Here is a 16,969-nt window from a genome sequence, read left to right as displayed (position 1 = left end):
TCCCCCGACGCAAAGGGCTGACAAACGGCGCCGCGAACGCCATACTGTCGAAATCAGGAAATTAGTCCAACTATTGGAAACAAAACAGGATATGTGGATGAAACGAGTCACCGGCAAACTCCAGATCTCACAACTTCGCAGCCTTACCCTTGCGACCTGTTTGTTTACCCTGCCCGGACTCGCCCTGGCCCAGGATGCCCAAAGCCGGGACATCATCGAAGGTATCCAGGACGGCGAGCGGGTAGAACTGAAACTGCCGGACCCGGAAGAACAACTGCCGCTGGAAGACCTGCGCAAGTTCACTGAAGTGTTCGCCCGCATCAAAGACGCCTACGTAGAAGAAGTTTCCGACAGCGAGCTGCTGGAAAGCGCCATCAAGGGCATGCTCTCAGACCTGGACCCGCACTCCACCTACCTGGCCCCGAAAGACTACGAAGAGCTGGAAGAAAGCACCTCCGGCGAGTTTGGTGGCCTGGGCATTGAAGTGGGCATGGAAAACGGCTTTGTGAAAGTCATTTCCCCCATCGACGACACCCCGGCCCAGAAGGCGGGCGTGCAGGCCGGCGACCTGATTATCAAGCTGGATGAAAAACCGGTGAAGGGCATGTCGCTGGAAGAAGCCGTCAACCTGATGCGCGGCAAGCCCGGCTCGGTACTCACGCTGACCATCATGCGCGAAGGCGAAACCGCGCCGATCGAGATTGATGTAACCCGCGATATCATCAAGGTAACCAGCATCAAATCCCGGATGATTGAAAACGGTTACGGCTATGTGCGCATTACCCAGTTCCAGGCGGAAACCGGTAAACAGTTCCTCAAAGCCCTGAATGATCTGAAAGATGAGCATGGCAGCGACCTGGACGGCCTGGTGATCGACCTTCGCAACAACCCGGGCGGCGTGCTTCAGGCTGCCGTAGAAACCGCCGATGCGCTGATTGATGAAGGCCTGATTGTCTACACCGAGGGGCGCATCCAGAGCTCAAGGCTGCGCTTTAGCGCCAAGCCGGGCGATGTGATGGCCGACACCCCGATTGTGGTGCTGATTAACGGCGGCTCCGCCTCGGCTTCCGAAATCCTGGCCGGCGCCCTGCAGGACCACGAGCGTGCGGTGATCATGGGCACCCAGTCCTTCGGCAAGGGCAGCGTGCAAACAGTCATCCCGCTGGATGAAACCCATGCCATCAAGATGACCACAGCTCGCTATTTCACCCCCGACGGCCGCTCCATTCAGGCTACCGGTATCAAACCGGATATCGAGGTGCGCCCGGCTGAGCTGACCGAGCTGGACAGCCGCCCGTTCTTCACAGAGGCAGACCTGACCGGCCACCTGACCGGCGAGAACGAAGAAAAAGCGAAGGAAGAGCGCAAGCAGCAAGCCGAAGCGGAGCAGTCTGCCGCCAACCGTGACTACCAGCTGCGCTCCGCCCTGAATTTGCTTAAAGGCATGCGCATTCTTAACCGCAAGGGCGACAGCGGCCAGCAGGGCAAAGATCAGTGAAACTCAGAACGACCCTGCTCCGGGTAATGCTACTGGCGCTGAGCCCTTTTGTGGCCGCCCAGCCGGCAGAGCACCAGCCGCCCACCATCGCCATCATCATTGATGACATGGGCCACAACCTTCACGAAGGTGAACGCCTGGCCCGGATGGAACAACCGCTGACGCTGGCGTTCCTGCCTTTCCGGCGCCATACCGTGCCGCTGGCCAAGCTGGCCCACAAGAAACAGAAAGAGATCATGCTGCACGCGCCCATGGCCAACACCCGCAACTTCGGGCTTGGCCCCGGTGGCCTGACCCCGGACATGGACGAAGGCACCATGGCCACCACCCTGCGGCGCTCCCTGCAGTCCATCCCCCACGTGGTGGGCGTGAACAACCACATGGGCAGCCTGCTGACCCAGCAGCTTCAACCCATGGACTGGGTGATGAAAGAACTCAACAAGTACCCGGTGTACTTCGTAGACAGCCGCACCATCGCCAACTCTATCGCTGGCAGCGTGGCCGATGCCTACAAAATCCCGAGCCTGACCCGGGATGTGTTCCTGGACCACGAACAGACTGAGGAGTTTGTGGATCAGCAATTCAAGGAACTGATCAAAACCGCTAAGGAAAAGGGCACCGCTATCGGCATCGGCCATCCGCACAAGGTGACCGTGGACTACCTGGAAAAGCACTTACCGGAGCTGGATGAACAGGGAATTGCCATTGCCACCGTACGGGGCGTGTGGGCCATGCGTAATGGCAATAGGGAGATGTTTGCGGAAGGGGAGAAACAGCCGGTGGTGCTTTCCGTAGCTCGGAGTGATAAGGACTAGGTTTTTGCCACGGAATCCACGGAAGGACACGGAAAAAAGCAAAAGATAAGGACTCTTTGGCCACGAAATCCACGAAAGAACACGAAATTAAAGACAAAGAAATTCTAGTTATTCAGTCGTTAATCTTTGTTCGTGTTTTTTCGTGGATTTCGTGGCAAAAAAATCTTTTCAGTCCCGAACTTCGATGCCCTGCGCCTTCATAAACGCCTTGGCTTCGGGAATGGTATGCTGGCCGAAGTGGAAGATGGAGGCGGCCAGCACCGCATCGGCGCCGCCTTTGGTTACGCCATCCGCCAGGTGCTGCAGCTCGCCCACCCCGCCTGAAGCAATTACCGGAACCGCCACCGCATCGCTGATGGCGCGGGTCAGGCCCAGGTCGAAGCCGATCTTGGTGCCGTCGCGGTCCATGCTGGTCAGCAGCAGTTCGCCGGCGCCCATGTCCACCATCTTCTTCGCCCATTCCACGGCATCCAGCCCCGTAGGCTTGCGGCCGCCGTGGGTGAAGATTTCCCAGCGGGGCTCTTCGCCTTCTGCGCTTACCTGCTTGGCATCGATAGCAACCACAATGCACTGGCGACCGAATCGTTCCGCTGCTTCTTTCACGAATTCCGGGTTGAAGACCGCCGCGGTGTTGATCGACACCTTATCTGCGCCGGCATTCAGCAGCTTGCGGATGTCATCTACGGTGCGCACGCCACCGCCCACGGTTAGCGGGATAAACACTTCCGCCGCCATACGCTCGACGGTTTCGTAGGTAGTGTCGCGGCTTTCACTGCTGGCAGTGATGTCCAGGAAGGTGATTTCGTCTGCGCCCTGTTCGTTGTAGCGGCGCGCCACTTCCACCGGATCGCCGGCATCGCGGATGTCCACGAAGTTGACGCCCTTGACCACGCGGCCTTTGTCGACGTCCAGGCAGGGGATGATGCGTTTTGCCAGTGCCATGATCTGTCCTCAGTTTTGCAGGCTGTCGCAGTAGGCTTGCGCTTCGGCTACATCCAGGGTGCCTTCGTAGATGGCACGGCCGGTGATGGCACCGATGACGCCTTTGTCGGCGACGGTGGCCAGGCGCTTGAGGTCGTCCATGTTGGTGACGCCGCCGGAGGCAATTACGGGGATACCGCCCTCTTCTGCCAGTTTGGCGGTGGCTTCCACGTTAACGCCCTGCATCATGCCATCGCGGGCGATGTCGGTGTACACAATGGAGGATACGCCGTCGTTGGCGAAGCGCTTGGCTAGGTCTACGGCCATGACTTCAGAGACTTCAGCCCAGCCGTCGGTGGCTACGCGGCCGTCTTTGGCGTCCAGGCCGACGATGATGTGGCCGGGGAATTCTTGGCACATTTGCGTGACGAATTCCGGCTCTTTAACGGCTTTGGTGCCGATGATGACCCACTGCACGCCGGCCTTGAGGTAGGCTTCGATGGTTTCCGCGGAGCGGATGCCGCCGCCGATCTGGATGGGCAGGTTCGGGTATTTGACTGCAATCGCCTTTACGATTTCACCGTTTACCGGTTCGCCGGCGAAGGCGCCATTGAGGTCAACCAGGTGCAGGCGACGGGCGCCAGCGTTGACCCACTTGGTGGCCATGTCCACCGGGTCGTCACCGAATACGGTGGAGTCTTCCATGCGGCCCTGGCGCAGTCTTACGCATTTGCCGTCTTTCAGGTCGATAGCGGGGATAATCAGCATTTTGTTCTTCCTCGGAGTTTTCCGTCTGGGAGATGGCCGCCCGCCCACTGCTACGGGGAGAGCCCTCCGGGACACGCTGTGAATACATCCCTGTACGCTTGACTGCAGCATCCTTGCTGCAGACAGTCCCGGAGGGCTCTCCCCGCATCAGCGGGCTACTCGCTTCTTGCCCGCAAAATCATCCGAGCAGCAACGAACGAGTTTCTCCCTCAGCTTTTTCCAGTCCAGTTCGTAAAGTTTTCCAGCAACTGCAGGCCTGCCCGGGCGCTTTTTTCCGGGTGGAACTGCACTGCAAAGATGTTGTCGCGAGCCACCGCTGCCGCCAGGTCGACACCATAATGGGTGCGGCCGGCCATGTCGGCGTTGCCATCGGCTTCGGCGTAGTAGCTGTGCACGAAGTAGAAACGGTCGCCGTCCGGGATGTTGTGCCAGAGCGGGTGGTCTGCGGTTTGGTAAACCTGGTTCCAGCCCATGTGAGGCACTTTCAGGCGTTCGCCGTTTTCGGTGAGGCTGTCGCCGAAATAACGAACTTCGGACGGGAACAGGCCAATGCCTTCCACGCCGCCGTTTTCTTCGCTGCGGGCCATCAAGGCCTGCATGCCGACGCAGATGCCGAGGAACGGGCGGTCCCGGGAGACTTCTTTAACAAGTTCAACCACACCCAGGCGGTGCATTTCGGCCATGCAATCGCGGATGGCGCCGACGCCGGGCAGGATTACCCGGTCGGCTTCGCGGATTTTGGCGGCATCGTCTGTGACCAGTACGGTGCAGTCCGGGGCCACGTGCTCTACGGCTTTGCGGGCGGAATGCAGGTTGCCCATGCCGTAGTCGATGATGGCGACGGTCTTCATGGTGGTTCTGTTCCTATAGGTGACCGGTTACAGGGCGCCTTTGGTGGACGGGGTGATACCCGCCATGCGCTCGTCCATTTCAATCGCCATGCGCAGTGCGCGGCCGAAGGCTTTGAACACGGTTTCGATCTGGTGGTGGGTGTTCTTGCCCTTCAGGTTGTCGATGTGCAGGGTCACCATGGAGTGGTTGACGAAGCCCTGGAAGAACTCTGCGAACAGATCCACATCAAACCCGCCGACGCTGGCGCGGGTGTAAGGTACGTCCATGAGCAGGCCGGGACGGCCGGAGAGGTCGATCACCACGCGGGACAGGGCTTCGTCCAAGGGCACGTAGGCGTGGCCGTAGCGGCGGATGCCTTTTTTGTCGCCCACAGCCTGTTTGAAGGCCTGGCCGAGGGTGATGCCGATGTCTTCCACGGTGTGGTGGTCGTCGATGTGGAGGTCGCCCTTGCAGGTGATGTCCAGGTCTACCAGGCCGTGGCGGGCAATCTGGTCCATCATGTGGTCAAGGAAGGGCACACCGGTGTCAAAGCAGGCTTTGCCGGTGCCATCGAGATTGATCTCGACGGTAATCTGGGTTTCAAGGGTATTTCGCTCTACCCGAGCCTTGCGTTCAGCCATGGAGACTCCGTCTAGAAAACAGGCTTGCTACTGTAAAAATCAGATTCGCAGATTATACCCGTTAACACAGCCGGAGTCCCGCAACCGGATCAATCGCCCTGATAGCTCAGAACGCTTTCTTCAGGTTAGCCATGTAGGTGTCTACCAGGCTGTTGAACTCGTGCTTGATCACCGGGCTTATCGCCAGCTTGAGCAGGCTGGGCAGGGGGACGGTCAGCTGGGCACTGGTCTGGAAGCGCACCTTGGTGGCGTTGTCGCCATTGGCGGTGATGGTCCAGGCGCCGCTGACTTCGGCATTGCCCTCGCCTTTTACCGGATCCCAGGTGATTTTTCCGGCCTCTTTATCCGGGTGGTAGGTGCAGGCGTATACGGTCTGGATGGCGTGCTTATCAACACCCACCTTTTCCATTTCCCAGCGGTAGGCATTGCCACCAAGATCAACCAGCTTGTCGACTTTCGGGAAGTGGCTGACAGAACGGGGAACGTCTGCCAGAAGATCGAAAACGTCATCATAGCCTGCCGGAATCTCGAGTTCCCGGTTCAGCTCAATCGATACAGTAATGGCCACAGCCGACTCCTTTTTATGCTTATTTGCGTATGCTTGTTTGCGCACACCGGGACAACCCCGGTTTTTAACGGGGTGTATTTTGACCCAAGACTAACGCATTGTCATATTCCTGCACTGTTAATTTGCTAACCCTGCGTTATCCTTTGGGTAATTCATTCGTAATACGGCAGCAACCCAACCTGCCGGAAAGAAAAGGAACTCGCCATGAAAGCTGTTCGCTATGTGCTCTATGCTGTTGTCGCCCTGGTTGTACTGGCGGTTGCAGCGGTCGCCATTGCCGTCGCCGTGATCAACCCGAACGATTACAAGCCCCAGATTGAAGCCGCAGTGGAGAAGAACACCAACCTTCAGTTACAGCTTGAAGGTGACATCGGCTGGTCTTTCATTCCGCTGGGGCTGGAGCTGAACCAGGTTGAGGCAACACTGGAAGGCGAACGCTTCGTGGCACTGGAACAGCTGATTGCCAAGATCGATTTCTGGTCGTTGATTGCCATGTCGCCGCAGGTGAACACCTTCCTGCTCAACGGCCTGGACGCGCGGCTGGAAGTGAACGAGCAAGGCGAAGGCAACTGGGCGCGGATTATGCCGGAGAAGAGCGCAGATGGCTCGGAAGCGCCTGCAACTGACGGTGCCAGCGCCGAACCGGCGCCGACAGAAACCGCTGACACCGCAGAAGAAACCGGCGGCGAAGCCCTGAACTTCAACGTAGAGAACGTGGAAATCAGCAACGCCAGCGTTCACTACAACGACAAGAGCACCGGCCAATCCGTTACCCTGGAAGACTTCACGGTAACCGCCAGCAACATTACCCTGGGCTCCGAGTTCCCGCTGGATATCCGCTTCAAGGTGGAAACCAGCCAGCCGAAGTTCGCGGTAGACGGCAGCATCAGCGCACAACTGAAAGCCAACCAGGCCCTCAACGAATTTGCCATGTCCGGCCTTAAAGCCGTTTTTGACATGAACGGCGAACCGTTCGGGGGCAAATCGGTCACTGCCGAGCTTGGTGGCTCACTGGCCGCCAACCTGGAGAACGAAACCGCCACCCTGAGCGGCTTCACCGCCAGCCTGGCTAACCTGAGCCTGAGCACGGACCTGAACGTGAAAGGCTTCGGCGATAAGCCTGCCCTTGATGGCAAGCTGGCCATTTCCGAGTTTTCCCTGAAACAACTACTGAGCAACCTCGGCCAGCCCGCAATTGAGACGGAAGATCCGGACGTATTGAAGGCCATCGCGCTGTCCACCAACCTGGGCGGCGAGCCGGGCACCGTTGCCCTGAGCAACCTGAAAATCACCCTGGACGACACCACCTTCAACGGTGGCGGCAGCTACAACCTCGGCACCGGCGGGTTGGTGTTTGACCTGAACGGCGACAAACTCAATGCCGACCGCTACCTGCCACCCACGCCGGAAGAAGGTGAAGCCGCCTCCAGTGAGACAGCCGCTGAATCTGATAGCCCTGCACAGCAAACCGCCGCAGCCAGCCAACCGGAAAATGACCTGCTGCCACTGGAAACCCTGCGCACCCTGCTGCTGGACATCGACTTCGGCCTGGGCGAACTGATTGTTAGCAACCTGACCATCAACGAAATCAAAGCCAGCACCACCGCCAAAGACGGCCTGCTGAAAGTGGATGAGTTCAGCGGCAAGCTTTACGAGGGCAGCTTCGGCGCCAACGTGACCATCGACGCCCGCAGCGACAATCCCAAGTGGAACATTCGCTCCGACGTCAGCAACGTGCAGACGCTACCACTACTGACCCAGCTGGCCGAGGTCGACATGCTCTCTGGCGGCGCCAACCTGAAACTGGCAGTAAACACCAACGGCAACCGCATCTCTGCCCTGCGCAACAATGCCAAGGGCGACATCAGCTTCAATCTGGCCGAAGGGCAGTTCCGCAAAATGAACCTGACCCGCATGGCCTGTCAGGGCATTGCCCTGGTGAACCAGGACTCCCTGACCACCACAGACTGGGGCACCACCACTCCGTTCAACGACATGCGTGGCACCCTGAAGATTGACGGCAACACCCTGAACAACACCGACCTGGTTGCGGCCCTGGCCGGCATGCGCCTTGAAGGCAACGGCACGGTTGACCTTGAGCAGATCAACCTGGACTACGAACTGGGCCTGCGCATCGTCGGCGAAATCCACCGCGACGAAGCCTGCCGGGTGACCGAGTACGTTGAGAACGTGGTTATCCCCGTGGAGTGCCGCGGCAACTTCAGCGAAGACCCGGCCGGCCTGTGTTCGTTCGACGGTTCCCGCTTCCGCGACACCATCAAAGACATCGCAGCCAACGCAGCCCGCGCCAAGGCCCAGGAAGAAATCGACCGGGCCAAGGCCAAGGCGACCGAAAAAGTAGACGAAGCCAAACAGAAAGCCGAAGACAAGGTAAACGAAAAGCTTCAGGAGAAACTCGGTGAAGAAGGCGGCAAAGTGAAAGATGCCCTCAAAGGCCTGTTTGGCCAATGACCGACAGCTTCGCCGACCGGCTACTGAACTGGTACGACAACCACGGCAGGCACAACCTGCCGTGGCACCATAACCGCAATGCTTACCGGGTCTGGGTGTCGGAGATCATGCTCCAGCAGACCCAGGTAGCTACTGTTATCCCCTACTTCGAGGCCTTCATGGCCAGTTTTCCGGATGTGCAGGCACTGGCTGCGGCACCGGTAGACGACGTGCTCAGCCACTGGTCTGGCCTGGGTTACTACGCCCGCGCCCGTAACCTGCACAAAGCAGCCAGGCAGGTGATGGACGAGCATGGCGGCGAGTTCCCGCAGGACCAGGAAACACTGGAAACCCTGACCGGCATCGGCCGCTCCACCGCTGCGGCCATTATTGCCCAGGCCTTCGGCAAGCGGGCCGCTATCCTGGACGGCAATGTAAAGCGCGTTCTGGCCCGTTACCACGCTGTACCTGGCTGGCCGGGGCAAACCCCGGTACTGAAACAGCTCTGGCAACATGCCGAGCAACACACGCCGGATGAGCGCGTTCGCGACTACACCCAGGGCATCATGGACCTGGGCGCCATGGTATGCACCCGCAGCAAACCCGCCTGTGAAAGTTGCCCGGTGAACAACGACTGCCAGGCCTATGCCCGAAACGAAACCAAACTCTACCCGGGCTCCAAGCCGAAGAAAGAGAAACCGGAAAAGACCACCTGGATGCTGATCCTGGAAGATAACCAAGGCCGCATCCTGCTGGAACGCCGCCCACCCAGTGGCATCTGGGGTGGCCTGTGGAGCCTGCCGGAACTGGACCCCGCCTACGGCGCAGAGGAGCTGCAGGAAGCCTGTGAAACGAAGCTGGGGCTGGCCTGCAGCGACCCGGAACTGATCAGCGGCTTCCGGCACACGTTCAGCCACTATCACCTGCACATACAGCCAGCACGGTTGCCGGTAACTGGCGGCACCCAAGTGGCAGACACCGGCAGCCGGCGTTGGGTGCACCGGGACCAGGCCTTAACCCTAGGCCTGCCCGCCCCCATCCGAACCCTGCTGACCGAACCGGAACAAACCACCCTGCTCTGAGCACCCGGCGATCTGTTATCATTCGCTCAGTCCACCAACACAGGAGCCGACAGGAGCCGACATGAGCCGCACTGTATTCTGCCGCAAGTACCAGAAAGAGATGGAAGGCCTGGCCATGCCTCCCATGCCCGGTCCCAAAGGCCAGGAGATCTTCGACAACGTGTCGAAAGTCGCCTGGGAAGAATGGCAGAACCAGCAAACCATGCTGATCAACGAAAAGCACCTGAGCATGATGGACCCGAACAACCGGAAATACCTGCAGGCCCAGATGGAACGCTTCTTCAACAACGAGCCATTCGACCAGGCCGAAGGCTTCGTTCCGCCGGAAAAATGAACGAACTGATCAAGGCCTGAGCAACCCGAGAAAGTTTCGGAAAATTTTTGCGGAGTGGCCTTGACTCCCCAACCCTAAACCGGTTTAATAGCGCCCCGTTGAAGCACACAGCTCAACACGCCCGGATAGCTCAGTTGGTAGAGCAGGGGATTGAAAATCCCCGTGTCGGTGGTTCGATTCCGCCTCCGGGCACCATAAGATTCAATGACTTAGCCCGCTTATTAGCGGGCTTTGTCGTTTCTGGGGCACCCCATGGGGGACTGATGGGGGAGTGCCACACAAAAAACCACCACACATTCCCCCACACTCCCCCGCGCCTCGAATTACCCCACCAGCACCCAACCGCACCCCGAAAAAACGAAATTCGCACCAAGAGACTGCGGGCGACCTGCGGAAAGCTGCGGATGCATCTACGAACATTGAATGCTCCGCACCCTTCCCGCACGACACAACACCCCCTGAAACCGCCAAAACTTCGACCACACCAGTGGTAAATGCCATAATCAGCCCAAATCAGGCTGAAACTGGTTAAAACCGGTTTCATTCTGGAACAGACATAGACCGTTGAGACTGCAACAATGGGCGACATAGACGATCGCTGGCTTTCTATCGCTGAAATTTCCCAGTACCTCGGTGTATCCAACGACACCGTGTACAAGTGGATCGAACACAAAGAGCTACCGGCTCATAAGATTGGCCGGCTCTGGAAGTTCAAGAAAGATGAAGTTGACGATTGGGTTCGGTCTGGGAAAGCGGCGGAGAAGTAAGGACACAAGCACATGATCAAATTGGAAGACATCAAGAAAGACGCCCAGATTCGAGGCATCCAGGGCGAAGAGATCGTCCGCGTAGTGCAAACCGAGCCCGTGGGTGAGCATGCTCTGACTATCTACTACAAAGACAGCCAGGGCCGACTCAACGAACAAATGCTGTTCCGCTCTGATGAAGCCCGCCTGGAACTGGCACAGGCCGGCCGCCCCTGGGCATTTGATGCACCAGGCGCAGATTTCAAACTCGGCCTGGAAGCCTACCGAATCACCCAGGCCGCTCTATTCGACCCCATGATGGCGGTTCACACCTCCAACGTCGAACCGTTACCACACCAGATCTCAGCAGTTTACGAGTCCATGCTCCCCCGCCAGCCTCTGCGATTTGTGCTGGCAGATGACCCCGGCGCCGGCAAAACCATCATGGCAGGCCTGCTCATTCGGGAGCTGCTCATGCGGGCTGATGCCAAGCGGGTGCTGATAGTCTCCCCAGGCGGGCTAACCGAACAGTGGCAAGACGAAATGCTGGAGAAGTTCGGCGTTCAGTTCGAGATCTTCAGCCGCGAAAAGCAGGAACAGTGTGCCTCTGGCAACTACTTCGACGAAGCCAACCTGCTTATCTGTCGCCTTGACCAGCTATCCCGCAATGAAGACTTCCAGGAGAAGCTCAAGAACACTGAGTGGGATCTGATCATCGTAGACGAAGCCCACAAGCTCTCGGCCAACTACTATGGCAGCAAGGTCAATAAAACCAAGCGCTTCCAGCTTGGAGAGCTGCTGGGCTCGATCACCAGGCACTTCCTTCTGATGACGGCTACACCTCACAACGGTAAGGAAGAAGACTTCCAGATCTGGCTCTCGCTGCTCGATGGCGACCGCTTCTACGGCAAGTTCCGAGAAGGCGCACACAAGGTCGATGTCTCAGACATGATGCGCCGTATGGTCAAGGAAGAGCTGCTCAAGTTTGATGGCACGCCCCTATTCCCGGAACGTCGAGCTTACTCTGCCAACTATCAGCTGTCTGATGCTGAGGCAGAGCTCTACGCACAGGTCACCGACTACGTCCGCAACGAAATGAACCGGGCGGATAATCTGGATGGTAAACGCAGAGGCACCGTAGGCTTCGCCCTCACCCAGCTGCAGCGTCGTTTAGCTTCCAGCCCCGAAGCCATCTACCAGTCCTTGAAGCGCCGGCGCAAACGTCTGGAATCCCGGCTGGAAGAAATGAAGCTCGTTGCCCGGGGCCAGTCGGTTTCACAGGCCAAGAACAACGGCATTGCTGAGACTCTTGGAGAGTACCAGGTCACCAAGAAGCTCGACATTCCGGACAACATCGACGAACTGGAAGACGATGAACTCAGTGCAGAAGAATACGAAATCCTCTCTGAGCAGGTCGTAGACCAGGCCACAGCTGCCGAGACCATTCCGGAGCTGGAAGCTGAAATCGTGATCCTCAAGGATCTGGAATATCAGGCAAGGACGGTAGTGCAGTCTGGCAACGACAAGAAATGGGAAGAGCTCTCCCACCTGTTGCAAGACCGTCCCGAGATGTACACCGCCAGTGACAGTCGCCGCAAGCTCATTATCTTCACCGAGCACAAGGACACCCTGAACTACCTGGTGCACCGCATCTCCGGCATGCTTGGAGACCCTGGTGCCGTGATCACCATTCACGGCGGAACCAACCGGGATGACCGCCGTAAGGCCCAGGAAGAGTTCCGCAATAACCCCGGGGTATTGGTGTTGGTAGCCACCGATGCTGCAGGGGAAGGCGTTAACCTGCAAAACGCCAACCTCATGGTCAACTACGACCTTCCCTGGAACCCCAACCGCTTGGAACAGCGCTTTGGTCGTATTCACCGGATCGGACAAACTGAGGTCTGCCATCTTTGGAACCTTGTGGCCAACGAAACCCGTGAAGGCGAGGTTTTCAAAAAACTGTTCGACAAACTGGAGGTCGAGAAACAGGCGTTGGGCGGCAAGGTATTCGACATTCTTGGCGAAGCCTTCGAGAACCAGTCACTCAAGGATCTATTGGTCGAGGCCATTCGCTACGGCGAGTCCCCCGAGGTTAAAGCCAAGCTCAATCAGGTCATTGATGGTGCCTTGGATACCGAACATCTCAAGGAAATCCTTAAGCGGAATGCGCTGGTTGAACAGCACATGTCCCTGCAGGATCTTTACGCGGTAAAAGAGGAGATGGAAAAGGCCGAGGCGCGCAAGCTTCAGCCCTACTTCATCCGAGCTTTCTTCACAGAAGCGTTCCAGACGTTGAGTGGTGAGATGCGCCAACGAGAGTCGGGCCGCTACGAGGTGCGTCATGTGCCCGCAGCCATCCGCGAGCGAGACCGGATTATCGGGGAAAGCCGCACACCGGTGCTCAAAAAATACGAGCGTATCTGCTTTGAAAAGCAGCTGATCCGTGTGCCAGGTAAGCCGATGGCAGACCTAATTCACCCCAACCACCCACTCATGGCTGCTACTACTGATCTGGTGCTATCCGCCCATCGAAGCAAGCTAAAGCAGGGTGCGGTACTGGTAGACCCCAACGACGACGGGATCGAACCGAAAGTCCTGTTTATGGTGGATCACAGCATCCGCGAGAGTGAACACCAGAGCACCGATGGCAAGTCCGTCATCGCATCCCGCCGCCTGCAGTTCGTTGAGATCGACCAGAACGGCGACACCCACCATGCAGGCTGGGCGCCACACCTGGATCTCCAGCCTATCGACGACTACGACCACAAGCTGATTCAGGACATTCTCAGTGCACCCTGGATCACGGGTAACCTTGAAGCCCTGGCCCTTAACCACGCCTCTCAAAAGCTGGTTCCAGAACATTATCAGGAAGTAAAAACTCGCCGCGAGAGACAAGCTGACAAGGTTCTGGCGGCCGTTAACGAGAGACTGGTAAAGGAAATCAACTACTGGTCAGACCGCTACATCAAGCTCAGTGACGACGTGGCCGCCGGCAAGCAGCCCCGCATGCAGCCCGAAATGGCACGTCGCCGCGTGGATGAGCTCACTGAGCGCCTCGCCCAGCGCAAGCGAGAGCTGGAGGCCATGAAAAACGTCGTTTCCAGTACCCCAGTCGTTATCGGCGGGGCATTGGTTATACCTCAAGGGTTACTAGCCATGCGCAAAGGCGAAACGACGTTCACCGCTGATGCCCAGGCCCGCGCACGTATAGAGCAGGTCGCTATGCAGGCCGTCATCCGGCATGAAGAGTACCTTGGCCACACCACCAAAGACGTATCCGCCGAGAAGTGCGGCTGGGACATCACTGCGCGCCCCTCTACCCTACCCGATGGCTCATTGCCGCAAGACCGGCACATCGAAGTAAAAGGCCGAGCAAAGGGCCAGGAAGTGATCACAGTGAGCCGCAACGAGATTCTCTATGCACTCAACCAGGCAGACAAATTCTGGCTGGCCATTGTGCTGGTTGATGGGGACGAATACGAAGGCCCTTACTACGTGAAGAATCCGTTCACCACCGAGCCGGACTTCGGCGTGCCATCAGTGAACTATGAATTGAAATACCTGCTGTCGAAAGCAGAGCCCCAGGAGGCCGGCGCATGAGACTTGATAAGCTGCGGTTAAAAAACTTCCGCTGTTTTTCCGAGATTGAGCTTGAACTCAACGACAAGCTCACGGTCCTGGTGGCTGAGAACGGCCAGGGTAAATCAGCCCTTTTGGATGCCATCCGCATCGCGTTATGGCCTTATGTCAGCAGTTTCGACTTGGCCCGTCCAGCGTTCACTGATCCGAGCAATAACATTTCAATCAATGATGTACGGTTGGTTCGAATGCCGAACAACGATATGGCTCGCCAATTACCAACCGAAATTGCAATGAAAGGAGACTTTGGCGCCGGAAAGAGTGAGACCTGGGTTCGCTACCGGGATAGTGAGGCAAAATCTACCAAGACAAAGGAAAGAGAAGCCACCAGCAAACTAAAGAACTGGGCCAACAGTATCCAGTCACAGATCAGAAACCCGGAAAAGCCCGTGTTGGATCTTCCGGTATTCGGATACTACGGAACTGGACGGTTGTGGTCTCCAAAGCGACTGATGCCAGATTCCAGGCTGAGAGATAACTCCAGAGATTCTGACTTCTACATTCGTACATTTGCATACCAGAACTGCCTGGACCCCGCCTCCACCTACAAGCATTTCAAAAAGTGGTTTATATGGGCTTATGAAAGCCTGAATGAACAACTTCTGAGGGATATGAAGGGGCACTCCAACGAAGGTGAGCTCCGTCAGGCACAAGACAGAGTCCAAGTAGTTCAGAGGGTAATCGATACCTTTCTAAAGCCGATTACCGGATGGCATACACTGGAATACAGCATAACGCGAGAGCACTCGCTCATCTTGCACCATGATGAACAAGGCACTCTCGATGTAGAACAACTTAGCGACGGCATTCGCAGCATGCTCGCCATGGTGGGTGACATTGCCTACCGATGCATAAAGCTGAATCCGCAGTTGGGCGCGGAAGCAGCCCAGCAGACCACTGGCGTTGTAATGATCGACGAAGTGGACATGCACCTACACCCACGCTGGCAGCAAGTGGTCCTTGGCCAGTTGAGGGAGGCCTTCCCCAAAGTACAGTTCATCGTAACGACCCATAGCCCACAGGTATTGACCACGGTAGCTCGGGGATTCATCCGTGTTCTGAGAGCCGACGAAAACGGGATCTCAGTGGAAGTGCCCGAGTTCAGTCCACTGGCCCACGAATCCGGCGATGCCCTGGCTCAGATTATGGGCACCCAAAGGGAGCCTGAGCTGCCACTCCAGGATGATATTCGCGCCTTTGAACAATTGGTTAGAGCCGGACAAGAAGCTTCCGCAGAAGCCCAGGAAATGCGCGCCAAGCTAGAACAAGCTGGCTACCAGTTCCACGAAAGCGACCTCACCACTTGGCGCTTTTTGGCAGAACGCAAGAAGAACAGGGAGTCCTAACTGTGGTGGAGCTGCAACACCGGGCAGGAGGAATACCTGCTCTGCAAGACTTTCTAACGAACAATCCCAATCCAGGAGTAGCAGACTGGGGAAGCCAGACCTTCCAGCCAGTCAAACAGCTGGTTAAACAGGCGCTCAACCAGGATCAGCAAGGATTATGTGCCTACTGTGAGCGAAGGCTGGCAGAGACGGACGGGCAGATCGACCACATCAAGCCCAAAGGTGGTGCAAACGGACATCCACAACTGTGCTTTAGCTATTCCAACTATGCCCACAGCTGCATCAACCCCAAGACCTGTGGACAGAAGAAGAAGGAAGGCCTGTTACCCATTGAGCCAGGCCCAGGCTGTAACAGCCAATGGACACTGTCCACTGACGGCACCATTGAGCCCATTGCAGACTTAAACCGTGCCGAAAAGCACACTGTGAACCAGACCCGGGACATGCTGGGGCTCAACAAAGACTCCGCCCTGGTGGACGACCGCCAGAAATGGTTAAACAGCGCACTGGCCGTGCTCCGAGAGTCACCCAACGATATCAACGCTTTCCTGCAAAGTGCGCCCTTCCGCCACATCCTGGCGACAGTGATTTAATACCGGATGAAAGACTGTATGACTGCTATCAAATCTCCCAAGAAACTCATCGAAGTGGCTCTGCCACTTGATGATATTAACGTAGCGGCGGCGCGGGAGAAGTCCATCCGCCACGGCCATCCCAGCACCCTTCACCTCTGGTGGGCGCGTCGGCCTCTGGCAGCTGCACGCGCGGTACTCTTTGCCCAGTTGGTGAACGACCCCGGCTACCAGCGCGAGCTGGGGTATGGGGTGAACAAGAAAGAGGCGGAGATCAAGCGGGAGAAGTTGTTCCAGATCATCCGCGATCTGGTGAAGTGGGAAAACACCAACAACGAAGAGGTGCTGAACCGAGCCCGTGAAGCCATCTGGGAAAGCTGGCGTGAAACCTGCCACCTTAACCGCAACCATCCGCAGGCTGCGGAACTGTTTAATCCAGAAAAGCTACCAGCCTTCCACGACCCCTTTGCCGGGGGCGGTGCCATACCTCTGGAAGCTCAGCGCCTGGGTCTGGAAAGCTACGCCAGCGACCTGAACCCGGTGGCGGTGATGATCAACAAGGCGATGATCGAAATTCCGCCCAAGTTTGCCGGGCAAGCACCTGTGGGCCCGCTGCCGGGAGTTATTGTCAAATCTGGTGTATGACCATCAGGCAGCGTTCCTGCCAGATTGATCTTCCACCTGTATTCCATCCTGAAACTGCACGTTGTCCACGACCAGCTTCAGTTGGTCAAACCCCTTGATTCGCTTCCAGCGT

The 16,969-nt window shown here is 57.4% G+C and carries 15 protein-coding genes and 1 tRNA gene; 11 read left to right on the top strand and 5 right to left on the bottom strand.

What is annotated here, in order from left to right; all coding sequences use genetic code 11:
• Nucleotides 1-97 precede the first annotated feature (97 nt).
• Complete coding sequence (locus H3Z84_RS04215) at nt 98-1,498, top strand: S41 family peptidase (protein WP_199456527.1); 1,401 nt, start codon at nt 98-100, stop codon at nt 1,496-1,498.
• A 26-nt stretch (nt 1,499-1,524) separates the two neighbouring features.
• On the top strand, nt 1,525-2,313 hold the full coding sequence (locus tag H3Z84_RS04210) for a divergent polysaccharide deacetylase family protein (RefSeq protein WP_206768825.1): 789 nt from the start codon (nt 1,525-1,527) through the stop codon (nt 2,311-2,313).
• A gap of 168 nt (nt 2,314-2,481) precedes the next feature.
• On the opposite strand, the gene hisF is transcribed toward H3Z84_RS04210, so the two are convergent.
• The 5 genes from hisF to H3Z84_RS04185 all read right to left on the bottom strand — a co-directional run bounded on the left by hisF (nt 2,482) and on the right by H3Z84_RS04185 (nt 6,042).
• Nucleotides 2,482-3,255, bottom strand: coding sequence for an imidazole glycerol phosphate synthase subunit HisF (hisF, locus tag H3Z84_RS04205; RefSeq protein WP_022989276.1), 774 nt, complete (start codon nt 3,253-3,255; stop codon nt 2,482-2,484).
• Nucleotides 3,256-3,264: 9 nt separating this feature from the next.
• Nucleotides 3,265-4,002, bottom strand: coding sequence for a 1-(5-phosphoribosyl)-5-[(5-phosphoribosylamino)methylideneamino]imidazole-4-carboxamide isomerase (gene hisA, locus H3Z84_RS04200; protein WP_199456523.1), 738 nt, complete (start codon nt 4,000-4,002; stop codon nt 3,265-3,267).
• 209 nt (nt 4,003-4,211) lie between these two features.
• Nucleotides 4,212-4,853, bottom strand: a complete 642-nt coding sequence (gene hisH, locus H3Z84_RS04195; protein WP_199456522.1) for an imidazole glycerol phosphate synthase subunit HisH — start codon at nt 4,851-4,853, stop codon at nt 4,212-4,214.
• Between the two features lie 27 nt (nt 4,854-4,880).
• Complete coding sequence (gene hisB / locus H3Z84_RS04190) at nt 4,881-5,474, bottom strand: imidazoleglycerol-phosphate dehydratase HisB (RefSeq protein ID WP_058341748.1); 594 nt, start codon at nt 5,472-5,474, stop codon at nt 4,881-4,883.
• 106 nt (nt 5,475-5,580) lie between these two features.
• Nucleotides 5,581-6,042 carry an SRPBCC family protein gene (locus tag H3Z84_RS04185; protein ID WP_022989272.1) on the bottom strand — a complete coding sequence of 154 codons (462 nt, stop codon included), beginning with the start codon at nt 6,040-6,042 and terminating at the stop codon, nt 5,581-5,583.
• Nucleotides 6,043-6,246: 204 nt separating this feature from the next.
• Here H3Z84_RS04185 and H3Z84_RS04180 point away from each other — a divergent pair, with 204 nt between their 5' ends.
• The 9 genes from H3Z84_RS04180 (at nt 6,247) to H3Z84_RS04140 (ending at nt 16,857) form a co-directional block, all read left to right on the top strand.
• Entirely contained in the window at nt 6,247-8,514 is a 2,268-nt protein-coding gene (locus H3Z84_RS04180) for an AsmA family protein (protein ID WP_199456520.1), read from the top strand.
• The gene (mutY, locus tag H3Z84_RS04175; protein WP_199456513.1) at nt 8,511-9,575 is read left to right on the top strand and encodes an A/G-specific adenine glycosylase; all 1,065 of its coding nucleotides are present in this window, start codon (nt 8,511-8,513) and stop codon (nt 9,573-9,575) included. Before H3Z84_RS04180 ends, mutY begins: the two co-directional genes overlap by 4 nt.
• A gap of 61 nt (nt 9,576-9,636) precedes the next feature.
• Nucleotides 9,637-9,909, top strand: coding sequence for an oxidative damage protection protein (locus H3Z84_RS04170; protein WP_022989269.1), 273 nt, complete (start codon nt 9,637-9,639; stop codon nt 9,907-9,909).
• 119 nt (nt 9,910-10,028) lie between these two features.
• Nucleotides 10,029-10,104, top strand: a tRNA-Phe gene (locus H3Z84_RS04165).
• 383 nt (nt 10,105-10,487) lie between these two features.
• Complete coding sequence (gene mads1 / locus H3Z84_RS04160; RefSeq protein WP_199456511.1) at nt 10,488-10,676, top strand: methylation-associated defense system helix-turn-helix domain-containing protein MAD1; 189 nt, start codon at nt 10,488-10,490, stop codon at nt 10,674-10,676.
• A 12-nt stretch (nt 10,677-10,688) separates the two neighbouring features.
• Complete coding sequence (locus H3Z84_RS04155) at nt 10,689-14,255, top strand: helicase-related protein (protein ID WP_199456509.1); 3,567 nt, start codon at nt 10,689-10,691, stop codon at nt 14,253-14,255.
• The gene (locus tag H3Z84_RS04150; protein ID WP_199456504.1) at nt 14,252-15,640 is read left to right on the top strand and encodes an AAA family ATPase; all 1,389 of its coding nucleotides are present in this window, start codon (nt 14,252-14,254) and stop codon (nt 15,638-15,640) included. Before H3Z84_RS04155 ends, H3Z84_RS04150 begins: the two co-directional genes overlap by 4 nt.
• A gap of 2 nt (nt 15,641-15,642) precedes the next feature.
• Entirely contained in the window at nt 15,643-16,233 is a 591-nt protein-coding gene (locus tag H3Z84_RS04145; protein WP_199456503.1) for a retron system putative HNH endonuclease, read from the top strand.
• Nucleotides 16,234-16,251: 18 nt separating this feature from the next.
• Nucleotides 16,252-16,857 carry a DUF1156 domain-containing protein gene (locus H3Z84_RS04140; protein ID WP_199456502.1) on the top strand — a complete coding sequence of 202 codons (606 nt, stop codon included), beginning with the start codon at nt 16,252-16,254 and terminating at the stop codon, nt 16,855-16,857.
• The last annotated feature ends 112 nt before the right edge of the window (nt 16,858-16,969 follow it).

Origin of the sequence: Marinobacter sp. bablab_jr003 (assembly GCF_016464245.1) — a bacterium.
Taxonomy (GTDB): domain Bacteria; phylum Pseudomonadota; class Gammaproteobacteria; order Pseudomonadales; family Oleiphilaceae; genus Marinobacter; species Marinobacter vinifirmus.
Note: the sequence above shows the minus strand (reverse complement) of the source record. Positions and strands in the feature narration are given on the sequence as shown.